At 42.8% G+C, this 24595-nt stretch carries 35 protein-coding genes and 1 rRNA gene; 8 read left to right on the top strand and 28 right to left on the bottom strand.

Annotated elements, in window-relative coordinates; genetic code table 11:
- From EVJ30_RS10635 to EVJ30_RS10610, 6 genes are all read right to left on the bottom strand, one after another.
- Window positions 1-111, bottom strand: a 16S ribosomal RNA gene (locus EVJ30_RS10635); the annotation flags it as partial.
- Between the two features lie 369 nt (window positions 112-480).
- Window positions 481-1134, bottom strand: a complete 654-nt coding sequence (locus EVJ30_RS10630; protein WP_131459125.1) for a KinB-signaling pathway activation protein — start codon at window positions 1132-1134, stop codon at window positions 481-483.
- Between the two features lie 11 nt (window positions 1135-1145).
- Window positions 1146-2177, bottom strand: coding sequence for an Mrp/NBP35 family ATP-binding protein (locus EVJ30_RS10625; RefSeq protein WP_131459124.1), 1032 nt, complete (start codon window positions 2175-2177; stop codon window positions 1146-1148).
- Window positions 2178-2517: 340 nt separating this feature from the next.
- Window positions 2518-4020: a restriction endonuclease subunit S gene (locus EVJ30_RS10620; RefSeq protein ID WP_161568837.1), complete on the bottom strand. Its 1503-nt coding sequence runs from the start codon at window positions 4018-4020 to the stop codon at window positions 2518-2520.
- Between the two features lie 10 nt (window positions 4021-4030).
- On the bottom strand, window positions 4031-6172 hold the full coding sequence (locus EVJ30_RS10615) for an HsdM family class I SAM-dependent methyltransferase (RefSeq protein WP_131469024.1): 2142 nt from the start codon (window positions 6170-6172) through the stop codon (window positions 4031-4033).
- Window positions 6173-6322: 150 nt separating this feature from the next.
- Window positions 6323-7000, bottom strand: coding sequence for a hypothetical protein (locus tag EVJ30_RS10610; protein ID WP_131469022.1), 678 nt, complete (start codon window positions 6998-7000; stop codon window positions 6323-6325).
- Between the two features lie 195 nt (window positions 7001-7195).
- On the opposite strand from EVJ30_RS10610, the gene EVJ30_RS10605 reads away from it, so the two are divergent.
- The 8 genes from EVJ30_RS10605 to EVJ30_RS10570 all read left to right on the top strand — a co-directional run bounded on the left by EVJ30_RS10605 (window position 7196) and on the right by EVJ30_RS10570 (window position 11913).
- Entirely contained in the window at window positions 7196-7549 is a 354-nt protein-coding gene (locus tag EVJ30_RS10605) for a hypothetical protein (protein ID WP_131469020.1), read from the top strand.
- Between the two features lie 98 nt (window positions 7550-7647).
- A complete protein-coding gene (locus EVJ30_RS10600; protein WP_131469018.1) occupies window positions 7648-8958 on the top strand; it encodes an FtsK/SpoIIIE domain-containing protein in 1311 nt (436 codons plus the stop codon).
- A gap of 221 nt (window positions 8959-9179) precedes the next feature.
- Window positions 9180-9671 (top strand): hypothetical protein, encoded by a 492-nt coding sequence (locus EVJ30_RS10595; protein ID WP_131469016.1) that lies wholly within the window; start codon window positions 9180-9182, stop codon window positions 9669-9671.
- A complete protein-coding gene (locus EVJ30_RS10590) occupies window positions 9658-9852 on the top strand; it encodes a hypothetical protein (RefSeq protein ID WP_131469014.1) in 195 nt (64 codons plus the stop codon). The genes EVJ30_RS10595 and EVJ30_RS10590 overlap by 14 nt, the downstream gene beginning before the upstream one ends.
- The gene (locus EVJ30_RS10585) at window positions 9849-10343 is read left to right on the top strand and encodes a hypothetical protein (RefSeq protein ID WP_131469012.1); all 495 of its coding nucleotides are present in this window, start codon (window positions 9849-9851) and stop codon (window positions 10341-10343) included. The genes EVJ30_RS10590 and EVJ30_RS10585 overlap by 4 nt, the downstream gene beginning before the upstream one ends.
- 1 nt (window position 10344) lies before the next feature.
- On the top strand, window positions 10345-10560 hold the full coding sequence (locus tag EVJ30_RS10580; RefSeq protein ID WP_131469010.1) for a hypothetical protein: 216 nt from the start codon (window positions 10345-10347) through the stop codon (window positions 10558-10560).
- Window positions 10561-10580: 20 nt separating this feature from the next.
- Entirely contained in the window at window positions 10581-10778 is a 198-nt protein-coding gene (locus EVJ30_RS10575; protein ID WP_131469008.1) for a MerR family transcriptional regulator, read from the top strand.
- Between the two features lie 94 nt (window positions 10779-10872).
- On the top strand, window positions 10873-11913 hold the full coding sequence (locus EVJ30_RS10570) for a tyrosine-type recombinase/integrase (protein WP_131469006.1): 1041 nt from the start codon (window positions 10873-10875) through the stop codon (window positions 11911-11913).
- A gap of 71 nt (window positions 11914-11984) precedes the next feature.
- Here the strand turns inward: EVJ30_RS10570 and rpsI are convergent, their stop codons facing one another.
- The 22 genes from rpsI to rpsN all read right to left on the bottom strand — a co-directional run bounded on the left by rpsI (window position 11985) and on the right by rpsN (window position 24595).
- Window positions 11985-12377, bottom strand: a complete 393-nt coding sequence (rpsI, locus tag EVJ30_RS10565) for a 30S ribosomal protein S9 (protein WP_070329232.1) — start codon at window positions 12375-12377, stop codon at window positions 11985-11987.
- Between the two features lie 25 nt (window positions 12378-12402).
- Window positions 12403-12840, bottom strand: a complete 438-nt coding sequence (rplM, locus tag EVJ30_RS10560; protein ID WP_016510784.1) for a 50S ribosomal protein L13 — start codon at window positions 12838-12840, stop codon at window positions 12403-12405.
- A gap of 154 nt (window positions 12841-12994) precedes the next feature.
- Window positions 12995-13735, bottom strand: a complete 741-nt coding sequence (gene truA / locus EVJ30_RS10555) for a tRNA pseudouridine(38-40) synthase TruA (protein ID WP_131458641.1) — start codon at window positions 13733-13735, stop codon at window positions 12995-12997.
- On the bottom strand, window positions 13732-14523 hold the full coding sequence (locus EVJ30_RS10550) for an energy-coupling factor transporter transmembrane component T family protein (RefSeq protein WP_070329234.1): 792 nt from the start codon (window positions 14521-14523) through the stop codon (window positions 13732-13734). Before EVJ30_RS10550 ends, truA begins: the two co-directional genes overlap by 4 nt.
- Window positions 14520-15398: an energy-coupling factor transporter ATPase gene (locus EVJ30_RS10545; RefSeq protein WP_131469004.1), complete on the bottom strand. Its 879-nt coding sequence runs from the start codon at window positions 15396-15398 to the stop codon at window positions 14520-14522. The genes EVJ30_RS10550 and EVJ30_RS10545 overlap by 4 nt, the downstream gene beginning before the upstream one ends.
- Window positions 15374-16210: an energy-coupling factor transporter ATPase gene (locus tag EVJ30_RS10540; protein ID WP_070329236.1), complete on the bottom strand. Its 837-nt coding sequence runs from the start codon at window positions 16208-16210 to the stop codon at window positions 15374-15376. The genes EVJ30_RS10545 and EVJ30_RS10540 overlap by 25 nt, the downstream gene beginning before the upstream one ends.
- 69 nt (window positions 16211-16279) lie before the next feature.
- Window positions 16280-16633: a 50S ribosomal protein L17 gene (gene rplQ / locus EVJ30_RS10535; protein WP_016510776.1), complete on the bottom strand. Its 354-nt coding sequence runs from the start codon at window positions 16631-16633 to the stop codon at window positions 16280-16282.
- A 24-nt stretch (window positions 16634-16657) separates the two neighbouring features.
- The gene (locus tag EVJ30_RS10530) at window positions 16658-17602 is read right to left on the bottom strand and encodes a DNA-directed RNA polymerase subunit alpha (protein ID WP_070329237.1); all 945 of its coding nucleotides are present in this window, start codon (window positions 17600-17602) and stop codon (window positions 16658-16660) included.
- A 92-nt stretch (window positions 17603-17694) separates the two neighbouring features.
- Complete coding sequence (gene rpsK / locus EVJ30_RS10525) at window positions 17695-18090, bottom strand: 30S ribosomal protein S11 (RefSeq protein WP_070329238.1); 396 nt, start codon at window positions 18088-18090, stop codon at window positions 17695-17697.
- A 16-nt stretch (window positions 18091-18106) separates the two neighbouring features.
- Window positions 18107-18472: a 30S ribosomal protein S13 gene (gene rpsM / locus EVJ30_RS10520; RefSeq protein WP_035386113.1), complete on the bottom strand. Its 366-nt coding sequence runs from the start codon at window positions 18470-18472 to the stop codon at window positions 18107-18109.
- Window positions 18473-18491: 19 nt separating this feature from the next.
- A complete protein-coding gene (rpmJ, locus tag EVJ30_RS10515; RefSeq protein WP_003156543.1) occupies window positions 18492-18605 on the bottom strand; it encodes a 50S ribosomal protein L36 in 114 nt (37 codons plus the stop codon).
- Between the two features lie 30 nt (window positions 18606-18635).
- Entirely contained in the window at window positions 18636-18854 is a 219-nt protein-coding gene (gene infA / locus EVJ30_RS10510; RefSeq protein WP_035386112.1) for a translation initiation factor IF-1, read from the bottom strand.
- A gap of 105 nt (window positions 18855-18959) precedes the next feature.
- A complete protein-coding gene (gene map, locus EVJ30_RS10505) occupies window positions 18960-19718 on the bottom strand; it encodes a type I methionyl aminopeptidase (RefSeq protein WP_131458640.1) in 759 nt (252 codons plus the stop codon).
- A complete protein-coding gene (locus tag EVJ30_RS10500; RefSeq protein ID WP_070329239.1) occupies window positions 19715-20365 on the bottom strand; it encodes an adenylate kinase in 651 nt (216 codons plus the stop codon). Before EVJ30_RS10500 ends, map begins: the two co-directional genes overlap by 4 nt.
- Window positions 20366-20443: 78 nt before the next feature.
- Window positions 20444-21733, bottom strand: coding sequence for a preprotein translocase subunit SecY (gene secY / locus EVJ30_RS10495; RefSeq protein WP_070329240.1), 1290 nt, complete (start codon window positions 21731-21733; stop codon window positions 20444-20446).
- Window positions 21733-22173 (bottom strand): 50S ribosomal protein L15, encoded by a 441-nt coding sequence (gene rplO, locus EVJ30_RS10490; RefSeq protein ID WP_021066618.1) that lies wholly within the window; start codon window positions 22171-22173, stop codon window positions 21733-21735. The genes secY and rplO overlap by 1 nt, the downstream gene beginning before the upstream one ends.
- Before the next feature lie 30 nt (window positions 22174-22203).
- Window positions 22204-22389 carry a 50S ribosomal protein L30 gene (rpmD, locus tag EVJ30_RS10485; RefSeq protein ID WP_016508937.1) on the bottom strand — a complete coding sequence of 62 codons (186 nt, stop codon included), beginning with the start codon at window positions 22387-22389 and terminating at the stop codon, window positions 22204-22206.
- Between the two features lie 15 nt (window positions 22390-22404).
- Entirely contained in the window at window positions 22405-22905 is a 501-nt protein-coding gene (rpsE, locus tag EVJ30_RS10480) for a 30S ribosomal protein S5 (RefSeq protein WP_016508948.1), read from the bottom strand.
- 20 nt (window positions 22906-22925) lie between these two features.
- Window positions 22926-23288 carry a 50S ribosomal protein L18 gene (rplR, locus tag EVJ30_RS10475; RefSeq protein WP_070329241.1) on the bottom strand — a complete coding sequence of 121 codons (363 nt, stop codon included), beginning with the start codon at window positions 23286-23288 and terminating at the stop codon, window positions 22926-22928.
- A gap of 34 nt (window positions 23289-23322) precedes the next feature.
- Window positions 23323-23862: a 50S ribosomal protein L6 gene (gene rplF, locus EVJ30_RS10470; protein ID WP_016508938.1), complete on the bottom strand. Its 540-nt coding sequence runs from the start codon at window positions 23860-23862 to the stop codon at window positions 23323-23325.
- A 33-nt stretch (window positions 23863-23895) separates the two neighbouring features.
- Window positions 23896-24294, bottom strand: coding sequence for a 30S ribosomal protein S8 (gene rpsH, locus EVJ30_RS10465; protein ID WP_021066614.1), 399 nt, complete (start codon window positions 24292-24294; stop codon window positions 23896-23898).
- A gap of 31 nt (window positions 24295-24325) precedes the next feature.
- The gene (rpsN, locus tag EVJ30_RS10460; RefSeq protein ID WP_035386110.1) at window positions 24326-24595 is read right to left on the bottom strand and encodes a 30S ribosomal protein S14; all 270 of its coding nucleotides are present in this window, start codon (window positions 24593-24595) and stop codon (window positions 24326-24328) included.

Genomic DNA, 24595 nt, shown 5'->3' with positions numbered 1-24595 from the left:
TCATTCCGTCGACTTCCCCCCGAAGGGTTCCGTCGATTTCCTGCGCTCGACTTGCATGTATTAGGCACGCCGCCAGCGTTCGTCCTGAGCCAGGATCAAACTCTCCAAAGAATTTGATATAGCTCTTGAAAATGACGAAGCTTGCGCTTCAATCAAAACTTGTAAAACTTTTTTTGCCTCATCGTTCAGTTTTCAAAGACCAAATGTTGTCGTGTTAGCGACTTTTTAATAATAGCGAGTTCACTTTTTAAAGTCAACCGTTTTTTATTATTTTTTTCACTTTTTTCTGTTGCTCAAATTTGAACAGCAGCGACGTTTATTAATATATCAGTGCCTATACTATTCGTCAACTGTTTTTCTAAAAAAACTTTGATTGCTTCAAAATTTATTTCGATACGCTTAAATTGACCGTGGACTCCCTTCTTAACCAATGGAAAAGCTCAGGCGAAATCACCTGAGCTCATCACTGGCAAGAGAACATTACGACGATTTAGACGAGACGCGTTTCTTCGCCTTTAATGACTCTTTAGGACCACTATTCGATTTTGATACTGCTTCACCGTGCGCTGGCGCTTGGAAGCGATGAAGCATCAACACTTGATAAGCGTTGGCGAACACGAGCGTCGCAAGTGCCGGCCATAGAAGAGCGATCTCATCTGTCGCTTGCAGTGCCGGAATCCACTCGATCAACGTAATGACGATCATCAAGAAGAGCGTCGGGATAAATGCACTCGCGTTCGTCTGTCTCGCCTTGCTCGTCGCTACAATCCACGACACGACGACTAGGACGAGCATCTCTCCGATATAACGCCACATGTGATCATTGCCAAATGCGAGCATGCGCAGATAGACCGCGTCAAATAACGCGAATATGATCAAGACCACTTGAACTCGATTCCACAGTTTCGCTCCGCGGAATAAATCCAAGCCGACACGGTGGACGATCAAGTAGGCAAAAAAACCCATCATACTGATTCCCGTCCACGTACTCGAGTAACTGAGTGCCGTCACAATCGCTTCCCACGACTGACTGACCAAATAACCCGGATTGGCGAGTAAATTCATCAGGAACCCAAATAGCGTCCCGAAAACGAGTGTCGTCCAAAACAAACGTAAAAAACCTTGTACTTTCATCTGCTAACCATTCACCCTTCTATTTGTTGAATGACCGATTGCGCCAATTCATCATATGTTTTCTCAAACGGATGCCCGTCCCGGTAGACCGAAGGCGCAAAGTCGTCTTCATTGTCATACGGCTGACCGAGCGGGATTTGCGCGAGCAGTTTACTCTTGAGCGCTTCTGATAATTTTTCGCCGCCGCCGTAACCGAAGACGTATTCTTTCTCGCCCGTTACCTTGCTCTCGAAGTACGCCATATTCTCAATGATTCCGAGTACTTTATGGTTCGTCTTGATTGCCATCGCACCCGCTCGAGCCGCGACGAACGCAGCGGTCGCGTGAGGTGTCGTTACAATCAACTCCTGGCATGACGGGAGCATCGAGTGGATATCAAGCGCGACGTCACCTGTCCCTGGCGGTAAATCGAGCAACAAGTAGTCGAGGTCGCCCCACTCCACATCATTGAAGAAGTTGTTGAGCATCTTCCCGAGCATCGGTCCGCGCCAGATGACCGGCGCATTGTCTTCGACGAAGAAGCCCATCGAGATGACTTTTACCCCGAACCGCTCGACCGGGATGATCTTTTCACCTCGGACGACGGGACGTTCTTCAATCCCGAGCATGTCCGGGACACTGAACCCGTAAATATCTGCATCGATCAAGCCGACCCTTTTACCGGCACGTGCTAACGCGACCGCCAAGTTGACCGACACCGTCGACTTCCCGACGCCGCCTTTTCCTGAAGCGATTGCTATGAACGTCGTTCCTGAGTTTTCACGAAGGATAGCCGGTTTTGTCGCTTCTTTTAAACTTTCGTCATTTAGCGCTTCGAAACGAAGGCCGACCGTCTTAAAGCCTTTTCCTTTCAACAATGTGACGATCTCTTGTTGCAGCTGAAGCTGTTCCCCGCTCCCGGTCTGACCGAGCGCCACTTTCACGCTGACATAGTCTTCTTTAATTCGGACGTCTTTCACGCCAGCTGTATCTCCAAGCGTACGGTTGATCGTCGGATCGACCAATACTGCTAATTCTTCACGAACTTGTTCTACTGTAAGCATGTCATTCCCCCTAATTTCTGTCTCGATAACAGTATATCAAAAAAAGCGTTTTCTTGAGGGAACGAAAACTAACTATTTCTCGAGCAACAAAAAAACTCTCCGCCCATAAAGGGCGAAGAGTTTAGACCAAACTTTTCGAAGATTAACGCTTCGAGAAATATGTTTAGAAGTTATAAGGACACTATTTCCAATGCAGTCCTTATCCATCAAGTTTTTAATTATTCTTTAATGGACACAAATAAATAAAAAGGTATCTGTAATGATACTTATTGAACCAGTTTGCACCAAGTGATACGTGCTAGTTGAATACAAATTTTCATTAAATAAAAGCAAGATCTATTTATACAAATTGTTGGAGCTGACTTAAATAATAATCTTTGTCTTTTAATTTATCGGACTTTATATCATCAATTATCATTTTCAATAGAGAACTGCATAGTGTTCGCAACTTATTGACTTCGTAGACACCTAATTCATTGACTGCTTCTTCATCAAACAAAAACGGATCAATTTGGTGATCACTAAAATATAGTTTCTTTAACTTTTGTTTAGCTTCTTCCTTTAAATTAGGAAATTTAAGAATATCCCAATACTGGACGGCGAAACTTCCACCTTGTCCGCCTACAGAAAGTTTATCCATTATGCCTTTCTTTTTCATGTAATTTAAGAAAGTGCATACAAAAATCGTGTTTTTCATATCAATAGCATTTCTATCAATTGGCGTAATAATAATTCCATGGATATTAGTAGTAAATCGCAGTGTATTATCACAAATAGCGAATGTTTTACCTACATTACCTTCTGCTGAAAATAAAATATCATTCTTTTCTAGAAACCAAACCTTACCTGCCGCCCCTAGAAAGATTGTTTTATCAATAATCCCATAATCAGAGATGTCACTAGGATAAATTAGTAGAGAATACGAAGGATTAAATATTTCTGTTTTTATCGAACGCCCTAAGTCTCTTTTTTGCAATGATGGTCCACGCTTTGTTTTATAACCCAATTCTGTCAGAGTTTTATTTCCAGAAGGATATTTTTCAATCTTGTTAAAAAAATCCCGGACTTCTCTAGAATAAAATCCAGCGTCTATACGTTTTGCTGAAAATAAATCAGAAAATCTTGTCGATTCACCTTCAACTAATAAGCAATTTAATTCTTCATCAAAAATGCTGAAAATATGTGCCTGTAATTTTTGAGCATGTTTCTCTGAGAAAAGTATGTTTTTCATTAAATTTTCTACAATCTGTATAACCCAAGACTTATCCTCATTCGGCAGGGTTATTGCACACTCTAATAGTCTGGAACCGGAATGTCTTATAGTAGATCCTTTGGGAGTCATTGACTCTAACTGCGAGTTAAAATAGCTATCCTTTAACATAGCTAACAAATAGTACTTGTTAACTTCTTGTTTTATATTTAACTTTACCATTCCAGATGAAAGTAAATATTCAAATTCATCTTCAGTATGAAAAAGCGCACTGTCTCCAATGTTTGCATCTGTAGAAATTACTATATCGCCATCCTTAAGCAATTGTTCATTATTGTAAGAAATCACTGTTTCATTTAGAAAGACAGTTTTTTGAAGTTGCACGATGTTATTAGATTTATCAACACAACTATTCCGCACAAACTTAACTCCTGATTCCAAGTCTTTAAGGTAAGCAGATGATCCAGGCTCAGTTCCACGTATAAAAGGAATTTTTGGATCCAATAATCTCTTAACTTTTATTTTGTTGGTGGCTTTAACATCAACTTGTTTATAATTTATTGGTGAGAGACTATATTGTTTAGAAAATACATCACTCATTTTAATCTCTGTGGGAACCAATATGTCAGCCATCATTTACACCTCAATCTAAAAAACAGTCTCTGAGTTCATCTTCCTGCAACATACACCATTCACGAAATTCTTGGATAATTTCCGAAAAGTCTTCATTCAGCATATTTTCCCCTGTTTCGCTATCAATTACAGTTTCGAATGTTTCAGGATTTAATTTATAATCATTTTCAAATATCACATTTCTACTCGCTGTTCGCTTTATATAACCAACGTTTTGAACTTCTCTCACGAATACTGAGTAATCGTCTTCAATAAGGTTTTTGATTGTATTTCTTCCTCTGTTTGTAGGTTTATATCCAATGATAATTGTTGTGTTCACGCCGGTTTCAGCAAATATATTAGATGGCAAATCTATAAGTGCAACAACTCTTATTTGCTCTAATAGCCATTTCCTCACAAATTCAAAACTCTTGTTAGAGGCTATACTATTACTTAATACAATCCCAAAACGCCCTCCATCTTTCACCGATCGAACCGCATTTTCTAGAAAGACAACACCTAGATCTAACCCATCCTTCGGATTTGTAGCAATGTATCTATCATATGTTTCGTAAAATTTTGCCACCCTTAAATCGTCACTTTTTTTCAGGTCTAAATTTCTCCCTTTTCCAAAAGGAGGATTTGTTAGTATGACATCATATTTCATTAATTTAATACCATCAGGTCTAACATCCCATTGACCACTGTGATTGTAGTTCGCATCTAGTGCAATCACATTTCCGCTTTCTGTGAGTTTATGATCTATAGAACCTTTATCCTCAACATAGAAGATGTTAGCATTCCCATCTCCGTTTAAAAGCATATTTAACTGAGCTAAGACGGTCATATTGTAATCATTATCTAAACCATATAAATTATTGTCGTTCAATCGTAAATTAGAGTTTGCGTAACTAACAGAAAGAAAATCCGCAATACCACAACAAGGGTCGCAAATAGTTTCACTACGTTTTGGATTCATAATATTAACTAAGAAATTGATTATTGGGATAGGGGTTAGAAATTGCGCATTCTCTTCTTTTTTAAATCGAGTTGCAAAATTATAAAAAACTAATTGATATAAATCCCCACGCTCGGACTTAGTAAATGCATAGCGCTGGAATTCTTTCACGATAGTTTGAGCAACACGGACATGGCGTGTATTCGTCCAAATAATTTTTTCTTCTTCTAAAATGTTTTTATATTGTCTTTTTGCATTAGAAAAAATAACTTTAAGACGGTTTATAAATTCCTGCACAGGTGGAGCCGAAACATTACCGTTCGCCATTTCTTCTTCTGGCAAAATATGAAAATTTAATACTTGACCATACTTCTCAGATTCATGTTCATCATAGATCTTCACAGCAAGTAATTGAATTAAAAGCATGTACCCTTCTTCATTAAACAAACTATCTTCTGTAAGCTGCCGCAAAATACTGTTTAAAGATTTTCTGAGATTCACATCTGAAATTCTATCTACTATGTCCAAGTCTTCGATCTTCAGGTTTTTCTTTTCAACATCTACACCATTTATCTTTTTATCAAGTTCTAAAAAACTCGGAATCATATAGTAAGGATCTGTAAGTTCTAATTGATATTGTTCAAGAACTCTTTGGCTTCTTAAAAAATTCTTGCTATTATCATACCTCGTTATCAGTCCTGCACTATCTTTTTTAAAAAGATACAATCTTCCTTCATTGTAGTAAATACCTAAAACAAAAGAAGCGTCAGACTCTTTAATTGTTGCTTTTATTTGAGAGTTGAAAATTTGATCTATTGACTTATCGTTTTCCCTTTTAAACTCAATCATCACAATAGCTTTTTTTCGAAGCTGATTTAATGAGTCTTGATTTTTATTATCACGATAGTCCCTATAGAGTGTAAGCCAATCATTATCTTCAAAAATAACTGCATCAATCTTTATAGGATTAGAGTTTTTATTCCCTTTAGGAAAATAAATTTCTGTCCCTATTAAATCACGTCTATAAAAACCTGAATCAATCAAACCATAAATAAGTTCCCATTTATAAAATTCCTCGTTTGGATTTCCTTTAGTGTCTTTTATACCGATATCACTTACAAACTTTCCATCTACAGTAACTAATGAACGCTCTAACATTTGCTTTTGCATATTTTCATTTCTAAACTTCAAGCGTGACTCTGCGAAAGTTCCCATATTGATTTATCTCCTCATTTAAAACTAATTACTATTTTATAATTGTTAGCTTCAATATTATTTTAACTTTATTATCTTCAATATGCTGATTAAATTTTAAATCTGTTATCAAAACTCTCTATTTCAATAGTTACAAAGAAAGCTTTAATACTATTTAAGAAAATAATTAGATTCTTTTCTATTAGCAGAGTGATGAACATGAACGATATTACCATTATAATCATACTCCGGAATACCATATACATTATCAATTATTCTAAACGCTTCTTCTTTAATTCTATTCATATCAATAAATTCTTCAGTGATTTTTATTTTATCTACAAATTTATTAACTTCTAAAAACTCATCTCTATAAATCAAACTAAAATGTTGATTTATGACCTCATTTACCAATTGATTTATAATTTCTTGAATTGCAAGCGCAAGGGATTCCCTATGATCTTTACTTTTTAACTCAACTCGATGTGCCATATACTTTTTCGAAACCCTTTGTTCAAAAGCTAATCCTATACTTTCCCAATCTTCGAATAGTGGTACTGTATTTCTCAAATATGAATCTCTCAATTTCTTTTGGACCTTTTTATCTTTGATTAGTTTTTCAATATCACTTTTATGCCATTCGTTAACGTACTGATCTATTGCTCGACTTTTTATTTTTCTTTCATGGGAATTATTATATTCTTTCAACCAATTGTTAAAAGTTTGTCGAGTAATCACATCATCACGCTCATTTGTTGTTTTCCCCGCATTATTCAGTCCTTTGTAACCAACTTCTTCATTAAACATATCTAGAATCTCATAAATTTTTACTTTATTCTGTGTTTTCATCATGCCACTCCTACGCCTCCAATTATATCGGCAAAAATTTTTACAGAGAATAGTGAATTTTAAATACCATTAAAAACCCTTTTAATCCTTATAAATAAGCATTTTTTTAAGTTCTCACATGTTAATATCAATTCAAGGAAAGCACGTTAAGCGTTTTCCTTCAAAAAAATTTTACAGAGAGGTTAGGTAATAACCATGAAAAAATTACGAAGTTTTAACAAGTTTGACTGTGAAGCCTTTTTCAAAGACAAAGATGTGCGAGTTATGGCTCATGAGCCTTGGAATGAATACGATGATGGAAAAGTCATCAAGCAATTGGGCACAACATTTAAATGTGTAATCGCTTCGGACAATACGGATTATGGCGGTAAAGATGTAGAACCTGATTTAAACGCTGGTGAACAAATCAATGTAAAAGTCCCAAAACCACCAAAAGAGTACAAGAAATTTAGCAGAATTATATTTATAAATCCAACAGCTAGTGTATATGGTTCGTTCCAATCTGAATTGAGCGTTAGAGCTGAAGATGTGGAAATCATATCAAAATAAGTCAAGAGGAGCAGCCAGCTCCTCTTATTTAAAATACAAATTAATGGTTGCGTCAGCTCTATTATGGGATGAATAAATCGAACAGGAGTCTTGCTAACATGAAGAAAACTTATAGAATGCAACGAGGTATTATTTCCTTCTCACTCATGGCATTTTTTCTATTTTTATGGTTGTTGTTTTATCAGTATTATCCATTACTCGTTAAAATGATAACATTTATTAAATTGCCAAATGTTGAACCAAACATTTTCTTGGTTCTCAGCAGTTTAATAGCTGTAAGCTTATTTGTTGGTTGGTCATACCGAAACAAACTTTGGTATGGTATCCCCTTTGCTCTTAGTCACTATTCGACAATAAAACGATTAAGAAGGCAAATTAAAGATGCTCGCTTTGAAGACGAACATGAGTTCAATCATCACTTAGTACTTTTACCAAAGATAAAAATCACTTTCGATGATAACCAAAATAGAAAATCCGGGAAAATTTTCATACAAAATTCAATTGAATTTGACAGTAAACTTGAAAAAATGAGAATTGACTCAGCTTTAAGTAATTTTGTAAGCGAACGTCAGTACTTATCTAAAGATCGCAATTGGTACGTCTACGAATTTTATGCTGTTGAATCAAATAATCAAGTCGAGATCAAATCAGTCAAGGAATTAATTGACTGGTCAAATAAAACCTCAAATGATTATTCAATACGCCTAGATGAGCGGACAACTGTCCCACTTCATCACATGGGTCTGGTGGGACAAACCGGTAGTGGAAAATCTTTTTTCATTCAAACACTAGTAGAGCAAATATTATCGAAAAAGGTCAATCATGATTTATTTGTTATTGATCCTAAAAGAACAGATGTTTATCAGATGGCCAAACGTTATCTTGGTAGCAAACAGACCGCTGATAAAACAAACGCACTTGAATTGATTAAAAGATTTTATGAACAGATGAGAAATAGACAAAATGAGTTGGAAGATTATTTTGTATCTAATAGTAATACAACCTACAAAGAAGCTGGTTTACCTGCTTTAATATTACTCATTGATGAGTTCGGCGCACTGCGCGAATCGTGGAAAACTTTAACGAAACATGAACGTGATGAAATCGATAGCATCCTATCTGACATTGCATTTATGGGTCGCCAATTAGGTTGCATTTTATGGGTTGCAACTCAACAGATGAATGCGCAAACTGTACCAACAGCAATTAGAGAACAGCTTGTTTTAAAGATTGCTTTAGGAGAAAGTGACGAGCAGACGTATCGGACGTTATTCTCCTCAGGTGTAAATATACCACCTGTTCAATTTGCTCCCGGGCAAGGTGTATATAGTTTTCCAAATATGGCTAGCATAGATAAGCCACGGTTATTAATTGTTCCCTTTTGCAGTTTTTTGAATAGGAATCCTTAGCTTTTCCTTAAGGGATGGCGGCACGTGGAGTGGAAGGGGACCCGCCTTGATTAGGCGGGGCAAGGTTCCACTCCGTGCTTCTCTCCTTTAGGAGAGCTGGGGTGAAGATAATCATCCCAGTTCCTATAGAGAATAAAAACCACGTTAAACCCTATTCTAGACAGCTTTTAAACTTGAAAAACTCTCTCTAAAGTTTTTCAAATAAAAGGAGTGAACAATACTTGATTAAACCAGATATTGATCAATTCACGCTAATACTACAATCAACGGATATATTCGATTTTGATGAATGGCGTGATCGAGTTGCAGATAATATTATCAATTCATTTTTAAATCAATCTAAAATGCTGTCATTATTCGACCATTTTGGAGAATCCGATATCAAGCTGCCAGAGGGATACTCACTAGGTTATTCATTTGCTAATGCTCCATTTTATTTTTGCATAGCTTATCATGAAGTCTTTTCTAAAATGGGTGTCATTGTTAAATTCAGCGCATATGCATGGCATGAGTACAGAAAACTTTATGAAATAGAATTCAACGAATCAATTCATTTGCACAGTTTTTTGAAATTAATTGATTCCGAGCATTATACCTCTAGGCTTTCTCGAATTGACATATGCTGTGATTTCATAAACGAGAATATCGACATTGCTAAGTTAAAACGCTCAATCGAAGACGGAAGGACGGAGTTGCGCTATGGAAAGTACTAAAAAAAGCTACTTACAAAAAGTCATTGACGATAATAAGGAAAAACCATACAGAAAGAATAATTCACAAATCTCTGATGTCTCTAAAGACTTTGAAGCAGAGACATTGTATATCGGAGCCAGAAGTCGAAACACTAAGGTTCACTTACGTATTTATAACAAAAAAGCAGAACAATTATCATGAAGTATCTTCGACATATTGCTAAGGAAGTTGATGACTGGACACGTGTCGAAGCGGAGTTCTCTGGAGACTATGCTCACCAGTTGACTGAAGCAATAAAGGAATGTAATACGGATGAACAACTTAAGAATATAATTCTTAGTTCTTTAGTTGATCGCTATATGCTATTTTATGTGAACTCAAATAGACCCCATAAAATAACTAGATTGATGTTAGAACTATTGGACAATAAAAACTTCAAATTTGAATCGCCATCTCCTCGGAATAACTTATTAGAGCAAACTATAGACCACTTAATTAAAGGATCTGGTCTTTTACCAACGCTCTGGAAAGTGCAACAAATTTGGGGAGATGATACAGCACAAGATTTAATGAAGTACTTCTACGAGCAGTACTATGAAGTTTTCGAACCAAACGACGATCACATTTCTTGGGTGAGTAAGTACAAAAAATTGTACTTGTCTGAGGGTAAACCCTGGGAGGAGAATAACTGATATGAAAATTGAAGCTATAATGCACGATCTAGCGGAACTCGAGAAACACGTAGAAGTAATTCAAGTTAATATTTATGGCAAACTTGGGTTGATAACTAATTACACACCGACTGAAGAAGTTTGCTATAAAAAATGCAAAATCGAGTTCGAATTATTTGCACATCGAATGAAAGATTTACGGATTGAGTTGTTAAAACACCGAGATCAAAAACTCTAAGAAAGGATGGATATAGTACTATGCATAACAAATTAATACAAATGGAGTATCCCTATCTTTTAACTAGAGAGCAAGCCGCATCATTCTTAGGCGTCGATCCAAAATCATTTGATAAATATGTTCGTTCTCAAGACGCTTTAAAAAGATTCATGATTGGTCGCCAAGAGCGCTATACAGTCGAAGCTTTAACTCAATTCATTACACAGCATTCTATTTAACATTCACTTGATTGATAATGTACTAGTTTCGGAATACAATTCAGTTGTATTCAACTAGCATCTATCAATCATTTTTTTGAAAGGAATTGATAGTATGGCTAGTATCATCAAGCGAGGTAAAGCTTATAGAGCTCAAGTCTCGCTTTATAAAAATGGCAAGCACCAAAAAATCTCTAAAACATTTCAAACAAAAAAAGAGGCAGAGCTTTGGAGTTTGGAAATGGAGGTAGCAAAAGGAGGTGGAAAAGAGCTAGTTCATCGAATGACTTCATTCGCTGATTTTTTTGAAACGTGGATGTATCTAGTCAAAGCAAAGGATGTTAAGGAAACAACATTCCAAAACTACCTTCAGGCGTCCAAAATCATAAAAAATCTATTTAAAGACATTCGGTTAAAAGATTTAAACGATATCGTTGTTCAGCAAAAAATTGATGAGTACGCTAAGACTCACTCACGCAAAACAACTCATGGCTTACTTGCAAAGATTAAAACATCTCTACATGATGCATATGCGAGAGGGTATATAGCTAATGATTTCTCTAAGCTGCTTAAAACACGCGGTGAAGTGCTTCCTAAGCGAAACAAAGCCCTGAGTATCACAAATCTTAGAAAGCTCCGTAAACACCTTCTAACGCATCCTCAAGATGAATTTAACTTATTAGTGCTACTGGCACTCGAAACAGGAATGAGAAGAGGAGAATTATTAGCATTACGACCTGACAGTTTATATATGTATGGAATAAAAGTAAGACATTCAATTAGTCCTACCTCCGACGACACATCATTAAAAACACTAAGCGCAAAACGTGACGTATCTATTAACAAAGACGTCTATGAGTTAATTGCTAAGATACCCGTCAAGGACACTGGCTATATATTTAGTTTCGGAGGTTTCAAACAATCCGAAAGACTCGCTGATCTATTAGATAGTCTTGAAATCCAAAAAACAACTTTCCATGGCTTGAGAGATACCCATGCATCCTTCTTATTCTCACAGGATATAGATATTGCATACGTTTCTCAACGTCTAGGTCATAACAATATTCAAACTACACAGAACTACTATTTAGAATTAATGCCAGAAAAAAAGCACCAGCAAGATGCTGATGCTTTAAACCTCTTAAATTCTCTTTAATCATTAAATCGCATAGTTGCACCAACTTGAACCAAAAACTCTCTGCACACGTTGGTGTAGCAACAAATTGATTAACGCTTCGAGAACTGTGGTGCGCGACGTGCTGCTTTAAGACCGTATTTTTTACGCTCTTTCATACGTGCGTCACGAGTCAAGAAGCCTTTTTCTTTGAGGCTTGGACGGAATTCTGGGTCCGCTTGAAGAAGCGCACGTGATACGCCGTGGCGAATCGCTCCAGCTTGTCCAGTGAATCCACCACCGTTAACGTTAACGATGATATCGTATTTACCTTCTGTTTCAGTCAATACGAGTGGTGATTTTGCCATCATGATCAAAGTCTCATGACCGAAGTATTCTGAAATATCACGGCCATTTACAACAACTTTGCCGTCACCTGCAACGAGGTGAACACGAGCCACCGAGTGCTTGCGGCGGCCAGTTCCGTAGTAACGTACATCTGCCATCGTTTAGTTCCTCCTTGTGTCCCGATTAACCGCGAAGTTCGTAAACTTCTGGTTTTTGTGCTTCGTGGTTGTGCTCAGCTCCAGCGTAAACGTGGAGTTTAGTGAATTGTTGACGACCGAGTGATCCTTTTGGAAGCATCCCTTTGATCGCGAGTTCAAGCATACGCTCTGGGCGTTTTGCAAGAAGCTCTTTTGCAGTTTGTGATTTCAAGCCGCCTGGATGACCTGAATGACGGTAGTACATCTTGTCGTTCAGTTTGTTACCAGTCAATTTGACTTTCTCAGCGTTGATGATGATGACGTGGTCTCCGCAATCAACGTGTGGTGTGAAAGTTGGCTTGTGCTTACCGCGAAGAAGTGATGCTACTTCACTAGTCATACGACCGAGTGTTTTGCCTTCTGCATCGATAAGGTGCCATTTGCGTTCTACTTCAGATGCTTTAGCCATGAATGTCGTGCGCATGTGGAATACCTCCTAAAATGTCTGTTCATTTGATTTTTTTAATGCTTGTTTGATGCTTTATCATAATCCTAGTTTACGGGGCTAAGATTGTGGTTCATCTCTCAATGTGAAAATGAAATGCCAATGAATATGATACGTTTTTACAAGGGGAATGTCAATCTACTTTTTTATAATTCACATTCCATAAATATAGACCGTGCGGTGGAGCCGTAATCCCAGCACTGCGGCGGTCTTTCGCCGCGAGCATTCGACTCACATCGGCCGGTTCATACTTCCCTCTGCCAACCTCCATTAACGTACCGACCATAATCCGGACTTGGTTATACAGAAAGCCGGATCCGACGAAGCGAAAGTACATTTCGTCTCCCGCCTCAACAAGTTCCGCTTCATAAATCGTGCGGACACGGTCCACCACTTCTGACTTCGTCACCGAAAACGAAGTGAAATCATGTGTTCCGACGAGTGACCGGAGCGCTTGACGCATCCGTTCCCGGTCAAGCGCATACGTCACCGTCACGACATGGTGGCGGCGGAACGGATCGACGTCAGTGCGAATGAAGTAACGATACTCTTTCCGTTTCGCACCATAGCGGGCATGGAAAGAAACATCTACTTCTTCGGCCGAACAAACAAGGATATCATCTGGCAACATCGCGTTCAACGCTTTGACGAAGCGATCTGCCGGCATTGATAAATGCGTATCGAAGTGGATGACCTGACCTTTAGCGTGAACACGGGCGTCTGTCCGCCCAGAAGCGACGACTTTCACCGCCTGACCATGCATCCTCGCAAGAACCGTCTCGACTTCGGCCTGAACCGTATTGCCGTTCGGCTGGACTTGATAGCCCGCATAATTCGTCCCATCATAAGCAATCGTCAATTTAACCCGTCTCATCCTATCCCTCGCAATCCAATCAATATGAGTGTCAAGCAGACGAAAACGATCAACAATCCTGTGTCGCGCCGTTCCCACGTCATCTCACGCCACCTCGTCCGCCCTTCACCCCCACGGTACCCGCGGGCTTCCATCGCCGTGGCAAGGTCCTCAGCCCGCTTAAACGCGGACACGAACAATGGGATCATGAGCGGGACGACCGCTTTTAGCCGATCTTTAATCGGACCACTCTTTAAATCGACGCCTCGCGCCTGTTGCGCCTTCATGATGCGATCCGTCTCGTCGGCTAGCGTCGGCAAGAAACGAAGCGAGATGGACAGCATCAGGGCGATCTCGTGTGCCGGCACTCGTATGCGTTCGAGGGGACGAAGACCGGCTTCAATCGAATCGGTCAGTTCCATCGGCGTCGTCGTCAAGGTGACGAGCGTCGTCAACATGACGAGATAGAAAAAACGGAGCGAGACGATCAAGCCCATTCTCACCCCTTCCGAATAAATCGAGAACGGACCGAGTGAAACGAGCAACGTCCCTTCCCGATTGAAGAACAGTTGCAACAGGAGTGTGAACACGATCAAAAATAAAATCATTTTCAACCCGTTCCACAAATAGCGCCATGACAACTGAGACAATTTGACCGCAAATAACGTGAACGCGAGTAAAAACACGTTCGTCCACAAATTGTCGGCCAAGAAGACGACTGGAATAAACCCGAGGATGAACAGCGTTTTGGCCCGAGCGTCAAGTGTGTGCAGCCATGAATGACCGGGAATGTATTGCCCGATGATCATATGGCTCCCCCCTTTCTCAACTCGGCCGCAATCCAGTCCGCCAGTTCGACTTCCGTCCGAAGGGATGGAGGCTCGACCCCGAACGCCGGTGCGAGTTCAAGCGCGAGCCGAAGCACGTTCGGGATGTCGAGTTGCAACGAGCGAACGAGTGACTCGTCCTTGAACAGTTCGAACGGGTCACCGTCGAAAGCGACTTGTCCTTGTTCCATGACGACGACACGTTCCGCATACGTCAACACGTCATCCATGTCATGCGAGACGAGGATGAGCGTCAAGTCGAGTTCTTCTTTTAAACGTTTAAACAGTGCCAGCATGTCTTGACGGCCGAGCGGGTCGAGTCCTGCCGTCGGTTCATCGACGACTAAGACGTCCGGACGACTCGCGAGCACGCCCGCAATCGCGACGCGTCGCATCTGTCCGCCCGACAAATCGAACGGGGAACGGTCCCATAACGTTTCATCGAGACCGACAAGGCGCAGGGCCGCATGGGCCCGTTCTTTCGACTCGGCCTCCGTCGCACCGAAGTTGCGGGGACCAAACATCACGTCGCGTTCGACCGTCTCTTCAAACAGTTGATGCTCGGGATACTGAAAGACGAGCCCAACGCGGCGCCGAAGCGGAAGCAAACTTTGCTTTTTATCGCGACGCTTCGTAATCGCACGTACTGTAATGTCATCCACGACGACACGACCTTTTGTCGGTCGCAGTAAGCCGTTCATGTGCTGAACGAGTGTCGATTTCCCAGAGCCGGTATGGCCAAGAAACGCAACAAGCGCCCCCGACGGAATAAATACATTCACATCGCGCAGCGCGGTTCGTTCAAACGGAGTATTCAATTGATAAAGGTATGTCACTTCTTCAATGCTAATCGGCATAGATGGTTCACCAACTCCGAATGTTGTAGCATCAGACGATCGAGTGGTATGCCCCGTTCCTTCAGTTCGAGTTGCATCCGTACGATAAACGGCACATCCAATTGGATGGCACGTAACGCTTCCGGATTTCTAAACACGTCTTCTGGTGTACCGGTCATTGCAATTTTCCCTTTAGACAGGGCAATGATACGGTCGGCAAACAACACTTCGTCGAGCTCGTGTGTAATGGCGACAACGGTCATCCCTTCTGAGACGAGCTGTTGTACCGTTTGTAACACCTCTTTACGCCCAATCGGGTCGAGCATCGAGGTAGCTTCATCGAGCACGAGGACATGCGGGCGCATTGCGAGAGCCGAAGCAATCGCAACACGCTGCTTTTGTCCACCGGATAACTGATGCGGTTCACGGTCCGCTAGTTCCGATAATCCAACGCGCGCTAGACTGTCATCAATTCGACGAACCATTTCTTGACGTGGAAGTCCCATGTTTTCGAGAGAGAACGCCACATCATCGCGCACGGTCGCCCCGACAAACTGATTGTCGGGATTTTGGAAGACGACACCGATCCGTTTACGAACGTCCCACACGTCTGTGGCGTCCGTCGGATCGAGCGTCTCAACCCGGACCTCTCCTTCCTGAGGAAGCAAAAGCCCGTTCCACAACTTCGTCAAAGTCGACTTGCCGGAACCATTATGGCCAACGATGGCGAGCCATTCCCCTTTGTATACATCGAGTGACAACCCGTCTAAGGCTGGCTCGGTTTGTCCCGGGTAACGAAACACGACATCGCGTACCATAATTTGAGATTCCATCTGTCGACTCCTTTCCGATGTGGAAACAGGGCAATACGTGACCGCATGCCCTGTTGACTGCCTAATGAATTAGACGAGTTCGATGATTACGACTTCCGCACCGTCACCGCGGCGTGGGCCGACTTTCATGATGCGTGTGTATCCACCTTGACGTTCAGCGTAGCGTGGTGCCACGTCTTCGAACAATTTTTGGATTGCGTTTTTCTCTCCAGCGCTCTCTTTGCGAACGAATGAAGCTACTTGACGACGGGCATGAAGATCGCCACGTTTTCCAAGAGTGATTAATTTTTCAACGACTGGGCGAAGTTCTTTCGCTTTTTGTTCAGTTGTTTGAATGCGCTCGTTGATAATAAGGTCAGTTGCAAGATCACGCAAAAGAGCCTTGCGTTGCGAGCTTGTACGGCCAAGTTTCGAATAAGCCATTACATTTCCCTCCTTCGGTTGAACTTAGTCTTCTTTACGCAAGCCCAAACCGAGCTCGTCCAACTTGAGTTGAACTTCTTCGAGTGATTTACGTCCGAGGTTACGGACTTTCATCATCTCTTCCTCTGATTTGTTTGCGAGTTCTTGAACAGTGTTGATGCCGGCGCGCTTCAAGCAGTTGTACGAACGAACTGAGAGATCGAGTTCTTCGATCGTCATTTCAAGTACTTTTTCTTTTTGGTCTTCTTCTTTCTCGACCATAATTTCTGCGTTGAGAGCTTCGTCAGTCAAACCAACAAAGATATTCAAGTGTTCTGTCAAAATTTTCGCTCCAAGCGATACTGCTTCTTCCGGACGGATTGAACCATCTGTCCACACGTCTAATAGAAGCTTATCGAAGCTAGCATCTTGACCGACACGTGTTTTGTCTACTTCGTAGTTCACGCGTTGAATCGGTGTATAGATCGAATCGATTGGAATGACACCAATCGGCATATCATCACGTTTGTTATCTTCTGCCTGGACGTAACCACGACCACGGCGAGCAGTCAAACGCATGCGAAGCGTCGCATTGTCAGCGAGAGTCGCGATGTGGAGCTCAGGATTCAAGATTTCAACGTCGCTATCATGGGTAATGTCTGCCGCAGTGACAGCACCGGCACTTGAAACGTTAATCTCAAGCGTTTTCTCTTCTTCCGAGTACACTTTGAGCGCTAACTTCTTGAGGTTTAAAACAATTTGGGTGACGTCTTCGACGACTCCGTCAATCGTTGAGAACTCGTGAAGCACGCCATCGATTTGAACCGCCGTAATCGCTGCACCAGGAAGCGATGACAATAAAATTCGACGCAGTGAGTTGCCGAGAGTAGTGCCATATCCACGTTCAAGCGGTTCCACCACGAATTTACCAAACGTAGCATCCTCGCTGATTTCGACCGTTTCGATCTTTGGTTTTTCAATCTCGATCATCTGAACCCCTCCTTGAGTGTATCCTGCCACGCAGCTTGCGCTGCATTGTATATGTTGTTCGTGCTAGGTAAGCCCATCACACGCACAAACGATTATACGCGGCGACGTTTTGGAGGGCGGCAACCGTTGTGCGGAACAGGTGTTACGTCACGGATTGCAGTTACTTCAAGACCAGTAGCTTGGAGGGCACGGATTGCCGCTTCACGTCCAGCACCAGGACCTTTAACGTTAACTTCTACTGTACGCATACCGTTGTCCATTGCAACTTTCGCTGCAGTTTCAGCAGCCAATTGTGCTGCGAACGGTGTCGATTTACGTGATCCTCTAAATCCAAGGTTACCAGAAGTAGCCCATGAGATCGCGTTACCTTGCGTGTCAGTGATTGTGATGATTGTGTTGTTGAATGTAGAACGGATGTGTACCACACCGACTTCAATATGCTTTTTGACTTTACGTTTTGAACGTACATTTTGCTTACGTTTCGCCATTGTTCAATTCCCTCCTTTACTTCTTCTTGTTCGCTACTGTACGGCGTGGGCCTTTACGAGTACGCGAGTTGTTCTTCGTGTTTTGTCCGCGAACAGGGAGACTACGGCGATGACGGACACCGCGATAGGCGCCGATCTCGATCAAACGCTTAATGTTGAGTGAAACTTCACGACGAAGGTCACCTTCAACTTTAATTCCGTCAATTGCTTCACGGATGCGGTTGATTTCGTCTTCTGTAAGATCACGTGTGCGTGAATCTTCAGATACGTTTGCAGTCTTCAAGATTTCTTGTGCTTTTGTTTTACCAATACCAAAGATGTATGTGAGCGAAATAACGATACGTTTTTCGCGCGGAATATCTACACCAGCAATACGTGCCATGTGTGCACCTCCTCTTAGATTAACCTTGTTTTTGTTTGTGTTTCGGGTTTTCGCAAATTACCATTACTTTTCCTTTACGGCGAATAACTTTACATTTTTCGCAGATCGGTTTTACCGACGGTCTTACTTTCATGATTATACCCTCCTCCTGGAAAAATCGGAGTTACTTATAACGGTACGTGATTCGCCCGCGAGTCAAGTCGTACGGAGACAACTCGACAGTTACGCGGTCGCCTGGAAGGATTCGAATGTAGTGCATCCGAATTTTCCCTGAGACGTGCGCGAGCACCGTGTGGCCGTTTTCTAACTCCACTTTAAACATTGCGTTTGGAAGTGGTTCGATAACAGTGCCTTCCACTTCAATGACATCTTGTTTCGCCATCATTTATTCCCCTTTCTATATGAAGATATTTAGGAGCACAGACGATCTATTGTACAGTACTGTGAGAGAAGGATCCATAACGGATCAGCACGCAACAATAGAGCCTCATTCACCGGAATCGAGTTTCGTTAAAACCTCGTATCCATCGTCTGTGATGGCGATGGTGTGCTCAAAGTGGGCGCACATGCTACCGTCCACTGTCACAACTGTCCAGTTGTCAGCCAGCGTTCGAACATAGCGTTGACCAGCGTTGACCATTGGTTCAATGGCTAACGTCATCCCAGTCTTTAGGCGCGGCCCTTTCCCCGGTGGACCATAGTGCGGAATTTGCGGTTCTTCATGCAAATTTTGACCGACACCATGACCGACATACTCACGGACGACAGAAAACTCATGAGATTCAACATACGCTTGAATCGCATGCGAAATGTCTGTCAATCGCAGTCCAGCCTTGGCGTGCTCCAATCCTTTATACAGACTTTCTTCGGTTACGTCAAGCAACCGCTGTGTCTCTTCTGAGATTGTTCCCACTGGATAAGTCCAAGCGGAATCTCCATGGTATCCGTTATAGTGGGCACCGATGTCGATCGAGATGATATCTCCATCGTTCAATACCCGTTCTCCGGGAATTCCATGAACAAGTTCTTCGTTCACTGAAGCGCAAACACTACCGGTAAAACCGTTGTAGCCTTTGAACGACGGTGTCGCACCTTGGCTGCGAATGTAATCTTCCGCAATCCGGTCGAGCTCTAGCGTCGTAATACCTGGTTTGATGTGCTCTTTGAGCACCTGGTGCGTTCGAGCAACAATTTGCCCAGCCTCACGCATAATCGCAATTTCTCGAGGCGTCTTCGTGATGATCATTCAGTATCACCGAGTAACGCTTTAACATCGGCATAAACGACATCGATTGGACGATCTCCATCCAATGTACGAAGATACCCTTTTTCTGCATAAAAGTCAATAAGTGGTTTCGATTGCTCGATGTTGACGTCAAGGCGACGGCGAACCGTTTCCTCTTTATCGTCTTCACGTTGCATGAGTGCCGACCCATCCACATCACAGATGCCTTCCACTTTTGGTGGATTGAAGATCACATGATATGTCGCTCCACACGTCGGGCAGATCCAACGACCTGTCAAACGCGGAACGAGAATTTCCGCAGCCACATCAATGTTGACGACGTGGTCGATCTGTTTCCCCAAATCTTTAAGCAAACTTTCGAGTGCCTCTGCTTGAGCAACAGTACGCGGGAATCCATCGAGTAAAAAGCCGTTTTTCGTATCATCTTGACTCAAGCGTTCACGTACGATTCCGATTGTTACCTCATCCGGTACGAGTTCACCTTTATCCATGAACGATTTAGCTTCTTTACCAAGTGGCGTTCCGCCTTTGATTGCCGCACGAAACATGTCGCCTGTCGAAATGTGTGGGATTTGGTACTCTTCGACGATTTTAGCCGCTTGAGTCCCTTTCCCTGCACCCGGTAAGCCCATGAGTACTAGATTCATCTCAGTTAGCCTCCAGTTTTGATTTTCACAACACATCGTAAACACGACAGGAAGGAAGGGAGAGCCCTTCCTTCCGCTTTAACGGATAAAGCCTTTGTAGTGTCGTTTTACGAGTTGACTTTCGATTTGTTTCATCGTTTCGAGGGCTACCCCGATTACGATCAACAAGCTCGTCCCTCCGATTTGCACCGAAGTTGGGAGACCGGCAAGCTTAATGAAGATTGTCGGCATGATCGCGACGAGCGATAGGAAAATCGCTCCGAAGAAAGTCAATCGATAGAGCAACTTCGTGATGTACTGTTCTGTTTGCGCCCCAGGACGAATCCCAGGAATATAGCCACCTTGCTTCTGCAGATTTTCTGCCATTTGCTCTGGGTTGACCTGAATAAATGTATAGAAGTAAGCGAACGCGATGATGAGCGCTACATAGATTGACATTCCGATTGGAGATGTCGTATCGAAGTAAGTCTGCAACTTCTGCGTCGTTTCCGGAGAAGCAATGAAGCTTGCAACAGTTGGCGGTGTCACCATAAAGGAAATCGCGAAGATGACCGGGATGACACCAGCAGCGTTTAGCTTGATTGGCAAGTGCGTCGACTGACCGCCCACAGGGGTGCGGTTCGCCGTGCGCTTCGCGTATTGAATCGGAATCTTACGTGCCGCTTGTTGAACATAAATGATCCCAACCGTCACAGCAAGAATAACGAGCAATAGCACAGCCAAGTAAACGATGTTAATGAATAACGCGTCTCCAGCATTTTGGAGCTTCGTCTCGTAAATCTGCGTGAAGATTCTTGGGAACCCAGCGATGATACCCGCGAAGATGATGACGGAAATACCATTCCCGACACCTTTCTCCGTTGTCATCTCACCGAGGAACATCAAGAACGCCGTACCTGCAGTAAGTACAATCGCGATCACGAAATAGGTTGCCGTTCCCCACGTCTCATTGACGAGACCTGGGTAGAGGCGGTTAAATCCGAACGACAGTGATGTCGCTTGGACAAACCCTAACATGATCGTCCCATAGCGCGTGACCGTCGCTAGCTTCTTACGCCCGGACTCGCCTTGTTTTGCCCATTCGGCAAACTTCGGAACGACGTCCATTTGTAAAAGTTGTACAACGATCGATGCCGTGATGTACGGCATGATCCCCATTGCGAACAGGGAGAAGTTCTGTAAAGCATTTCCTCCAAACAAGTTCAAGAAGTCGAGTAGACCTCCTGAGTCAAAACGCAACACATCCGTATTCACCATCGGCACCGGGATATGGGCCCCGATGCGGAAAATGATGATGATTGCGAGTGTGAAGAGAATACGCTGTCGAATATCTTTCACGCGCCACATATTGGAGATCGTCTGAAACATCAGATCACCTCAACTGAACCGCCAGCTGCTTCGATCGCTTCTTTCGCTGCACCCGAGAATTTGTTGGCTTTAACAGTTAATTTTGTTTCAAGCTTGCCGTTAGCAAGTACTTTGATTCCGTCTTTAGCAGAGCTGACGACACCAGTCTCGATTAAGAGTTCTGGAGTGACTTCAGTACCTGCTTCGAAACGGTTAAGCGTGTCTAGGGAAACAACTGCATACTCTTTACGAGTAGGGTTGTTGAAACCGCGTTTTGGAAGACGACGGTAAAGTGGGTTTTGTCCACCTTCGAACCCTGGACGAACGCCACCGCCTGAACGAGCTTTTTGACCTTTATGTCCACGGCCAGAAGTTTTACCGTTACCAGTCGCCATACCGCGACCGACACGGTTGCGTTCGTGACGCGAACCTGGAGTTGGCTTCAATTCATGGAGTTTCATAGTGGCACCTCCTTATTATTAAAATCGATATTATTCGTTAATTTCTTCTACAGTCACAAGGTGCGACACTTTTTTGATCATACCACGCATCGCGACGTTGTCAGGGACAACGACGGTTTGATGCATTTTGCGAAGACCAAGTGTACGTACTGTTACACGCTGATCCTCGGGACGACCGATTGTGCTGCGTGTGAGGGTGATTGCGAGTTTCGCCATGTCTAGTTCCCTCCCTTATTTAAGAAGTTCTTCTACGCTTTTACCGCGTAGTTTAGCAACTTCCTCTGCTTTTTTAAGCTCTGTCAAGCCTTTGACCGTCGCACGGACGATGTTGATCGGTGTGTTTGATCCAAGCGATTTCGAAAGGATGTCACCTACACCTGCAAGTTCGAGCACTGCACGAACTGGACCACCGGCGATAACCCCAGTACCTTCAGAAGCAGGTTTCATGAATACACGACCTGCTCCGTATACTCCTGTGATTTCGTGTGGAATTGTTGTACCAACCATTGGTACTTGAACCATGTTTTTCTTAGCGGCTTCAATAGCCTTGCGGATCGCTTCTGGCACCTCTTGTGCCTTACCTGTACCGAAACCGACGTGACCATTTTTGTCACCTACGACTACGAGAGCGGCGAAACGGAAGCGACGGCCACCTTTCACAACTTTCGCGACGCGGTTTACGGTAACAACGCGTTCTTCAAGTTGTTCCATGTTAACGTCTAACTGGCGCATCGAGTGTCCCCTCCTTTTTGTTAGAATTTAAGACCCGCTTCACGAGCTGCTTCTGCAACAGCTTTGACGCGGCCATGATAGAGGTATCCACCACGGTCGAACACAACAGTGTCGATACCTTTCTCGAGTGCACGTTCAGCTGCAAGTTTACCAACAGCTTTCGCTGCTTCAACGTTGCCGCCGTTTGTAAGATCGAGTGCTTTATCTTTCGAAGATGCTGACACAAGCGTTGTTTGTGACGCGTCATCGATAAGTTGTACGTAGATGTTCTTGCTCGAACGGAATACGTTCAAACGTGGACGAGCTGCCGTCCCGGTGATCGTACGACGTACACGAGCATGACGTTTCTTACGAACTGCATTTTTATCTGCTTTTGTGATCATTTATGCCACTCCTTTCCGTTCATTTCGTGACGAATTACTTACCAGTCTTACCTTCTTTACGGCGAATACGTTCATCAGAGTAACGAACACCTTTACCTTTGTAAGGTTCTGGAGCACGGTACGAGCGGATTTGAGCTGCAACGTGACCGACGCGCTCTTTGCTAATCCCTTTTACGATGATTTGCGTGTTTGAAGGAACTTCGATCTCGATACCTTCTTCAGCAACGTACTCGATTGGATGCGAGTAACCGAGGCTGAGGACGAGTTTGTTACCTTGCTTAGCAGCACGGTAACCAACCCCTGAGATCTCAAGTGTTTTCTGGAACCCGTTAGACACACCTTCCACCATGTTGGCAATGAGGGCACGTGTCGTACCGTGGATCGTACGGTTCTCTTTCGAGTCATCCGGACGAACAACAGTTAGTTCGTTTTCTTCAATTTTGACTTCCAAGGCTGGGTTAGCTGAAAGCGAAAGTTCACCTTTAGCACCTTTTACTGTGACAATGTTGCCTTCTGCAACCGTTACAGTAACGCCAGCTGGAATCGTAACTGGTTTTTTACCAATACGTGACATTGATTACACCTCCGTTCTTGTTAGAAAAGTGACTTACCAGATGTAGGCGAGCACTTCGCCGCCGACTTGTTGTTGGCGAGCTTCTTTATCAGTCATAAGACCTTTTGATGTCGAAAGAACTGCGATACCGAGTCCTCCGAGTACTTTTGGTACTTCATCTGCTTTTGCATATACACGAAGACCTGGTTTCGAAATACGTTTGAGACCAGTGATAACACGTTCGTTGCTTGCTCCATATTTAAGGAAAAGACGAAGTGTACCTTGTTTAGCGTCCTCGATATATTCAACATCGCGAATGAAACCTTCACGCTTGAGGATCTCTGCAACCTCACGTTTGATATTAGAAGCTGGAAGCTCCAATTTTTCATGGCGAACCATGTTAGCGTTACGGATACGTGTAAGCATATCTGCAATAGGGTCTGTCATTACCATGCGATGTACCTCCTTTCACACTGTTAGTGGATTACCAACTTGCTTTTTTAACACCAGGGATTTGACCTTTGTATGCAAGATCACGGAACTTGATACGGCTGATCCCGAATTTACCCATGTAACCATGTGGACGACCTGTGATACGGCAACGGTTATGAAGACGTACAGGTGACGAGTTACGTGGCAATTTGCTGAGTCCGATGTAGTCGCCTTCAGCTTTTAATTGCGCGCGTCTCTCAGCGTACTGGGCAACGAGTTTCTCGCGTTTTTGCTCGCGATTCACCATTGACTTTTTAGCCAT

Source organism: Exiguobacterium sp. SH5S13, from assembly GCF_004337085.1.
Taxonomy (GTDB): domain Bacteria; phylum Bacillota; class Bacilli; order Exiguobacteriales; family Exiguobacteriaceae; genus Exiguobacterium; species Exiguobacterium aurantiacum_A.
Note: the sequence above shows the minus strand (reverse complement) of the source record. Positions and strands in the feature narration are given on the sequence as shown.

What these genes read in the sequence shown, in the direction of transcription:
- rpmD (WP_016508937.1), bottom strand. Translation starts at nt 22,389, where the DNA reads ATGGCGAAACTCGCAATCACCCTCACACGCAGCACAATCGGTCGTCCC.
- rplM (WP_016510784.1), bottom strand. Translation starts at nt 12,840, where the DNA reads ATGCGCACGACATTCATGGCTAAAGCATCTGAAGTAGAACGCAAATGG.
- EVJ30_RS10625 (WP_131459124.1), bottom strand. Translation starts at nt 2,177, where the DNA reads ATGCTTACAGTAGAACAAGTTCGTGAAGAATTAGCAGTATTGGTCGAT.
- EVJ30_RS10585 (WP_131469012.1), top strand. Translation starts at nt 9,849, where the DNA reads ATGAAGTATCTTCGACATATTGCTAAGGAAGTTGATGACTGGACACGT.
- rpmJ (WP_003156543.1), bottom strand. Translation starts at nt 18,605, where the DNA reads ATGAAAGTAAGACCGTCGGTAAAACCGATCTGCGAAAAATGTAAAGTT.
- EVJ30_RS10580 (WP_131469010.1), top strand. Translation starts at nt 10,345, where the DNA reads ATGAAAATTGAAGCTATAATGCACGATCTAGCGGAACTCGAGAAACAC.
- EVJ30_RS10630 (WP_131459125.1), bottom strand. Translation starts at nt 1,134, where the DNA reads ATGAAAGTACAAGGTTTTTTACGTTTGTTTTGGACGACACTCGTTTTC.
- rpsM (WP_035386113.1), bottom strand. Translation starts at nt 18,472, where the DNA reads ATGGCACGTATTGCTGGTGTAGATATTCCGCGCGAAAAACGTATCGTT.
- EVJ30_RS10575 (WP_131469008.1), top strand. Translation starts at nt 10,581, where the DNA reads ATGCATAACAAATTAATACAAATGGAGTATCCCTATCTTTTAACTAGA.
- infA (WP_035386112.1), bottom strand. Translation starts at nt 18,854, where the DNA reads ATGGCGAAACAAGATGTCATTGAAGTGGAAGGCACTGTTATCGAACCA.
- EVJ30_RS10550 (WP_070329234.1), bottom strand. Translation starts at nt 14,523, where the DNA reads ATGATCATCGGGCAATACATTCCCGGTCATTCATGGCTGCACACACTT.
- truA (WP_131458641.1), bottom strand. Translation starts at nt 13,735, where the DNA reads ATGAGACGGGTTAAATTGACGATTGCTTATGATGGGACGAATTATGCG.
- EVJ30_RS10610 (WP_131469022.1), bottom strand. Translation starts at nt 7,000, where the DNA reads ATGAAAACACAGAATAAAGTAAAAATTTATGAGATTCTAGATATGTTT.
- rplO (WP_021066618.1), bottom strand. Translation starts at nt 22,173, where the DNA reads ATGAAACTCCATGAATTGAAGCCAACTCCAGGTTCGCGTCACGAACGC.
- EVJ30_RS10530 (WP_070329237.1), bottom strand. Translation starts at nt 17,602, where the DNA reads ATGATCGAGATTGAAAAACCAAAGATCGAAACGGTCGAAATCAGCGAG.
- rpsH (WP_021066614.1), bottom strand. Translation starts at nt 24,294, where the DNA reads ATGGTAATGACAGACCCTATTGCAGATATGCTTACACGTATCCGTAAC.
- rplQ (WP_016510776.1), bottom strand. Translation starts at nt 16,633, where the DNA reads ATGGCTTATTCGAAACTTGGCCGTACAAGCTCGCAACGCAAGGCTCTT.
- EVJ30_RS10545 (WP_131469004.1), bottom strand. Translation starts at nt 15,398, where the DNA reads ATGCCGATTAGCATTGAAGAAGTGACATACCTTTATCAATTGAATACT.
- EVJ30_RS10615 (WP_131469024.1), bottom strand. Translation starts at nt 6,172, where the DNA reads ATGGGAACTTTCGCAGAGTCACGCTTGAAGTTTAGAAATGAAAATATG.
- EVJ30_RS10600 (WP_131469018.1), top strand. Translation starts at nt 7,648, where the DNA reads ATGAAGAAAACTTATAGAATGCAACGAGGTATTATTTCCTTCTCACTC.
- secY (WP_070329240.1), bottom strand. Translation starts at nt 21,733, where the DNA reads ATGTTTCAGACGATCTCCAATATGTGGCGCGTGAAAGATATTCGACAG.
- EVJ30_RS10500 (WP_070329239.1), bottom strand. Translation starts at nt 20,365, where the DNA reads ATGAATCTAGTACTCATGGGCTTACCGGGTGCAGGGAAAGGGACTCAA.
- rplR (WP_070329241.1), bottom strand. Translation starts at nt 23,288, where the DNA reads ATGATCACAAAAGCAGATAAAAATGCAGTTCGTAAGAAACGTCATGCT.
- map (WP_131458640.1), bottom strand. Translation starts at nt 19,718, where the DNA reads ATGATCATCACGAAGACGCCTCGAGAAATTGCGATTATGCGTGAGGCT.
- rplF (WP_016508938.1), bottom strand. Translation starts at nt 23,862, where the DNA reads ATGTCACGTATTGGTAAAAAACCAGTTACGATTCCAGCTGGCGTTACT.
- rpsE (WP_016508948.1), bottom strand. Translation starts at nt 22,905, where the DNA reads ATGCGCCAGTTAGACGTTAACATGGAACAACTTGAAGAACGCGTTGTT.
- rpsK (WP_070329238.1), bottom strand. Translation starts at nt 18,090, where the DNA reads ATGGCGAAACGTAAGCAAAATGTACGTTCAAAACGTAAAGTCAAAAAG.
- EVJ30_RS10540 (WP_070329236.1), bottom strand. Translation starts at nt 16,210, where the DNA reads ATGGAATCTCAAATTATGGTACGCGATGTCGTGTTTCGTTACCCGGGA.
- EVJ30_RS10620 (WP_161568837.1), bottom strand. Translation starts at nt 4,020, where the DNA reads ATGGCTGACATATTGGTTCCCACAGAGATTAAAATGAGTGATGTATTT.
- EVJ30_RS10590 (WP_131469014.1), top strand. Translation starts at nt 9,658, where the DNA reads ATGGAAAGTACTAAAAAAAGCTACTTACAAAAAGTCATTGACGATAAT.
- EVJ30_RS10570 (WP_131469006.1), top strand. Translation starts at nt 10,873, where the DNA reads ATGGCTAGTATCATCAAGCGAGGTAAAGCTTATAGAGCTCAAGTCTCG.
- EVJ30_RS10605 (WP_131469020.1), top strand. Translation starts at nt 7,196, where the DNA reads ATGAAAAAATTACGAAGTTTTAACAAGTTTGACTGTGAAGCCTTTTTC.
- rpsN (WP_035386110.1), bottom strand. Translation starts at nt 24,595, where the DNA reads ATGGCTAAAAAGTCAATGGTGAATCGCGAGCAAAAACGCGAGAAACTC.
- rpsI (WP_070329232.1), bottom strand. Translation starts at nt 12,377, where the DNA reads ATGGCAGATGTACGTTACTACGGAACTGGCCGCCGCAAGCACTCGGTG.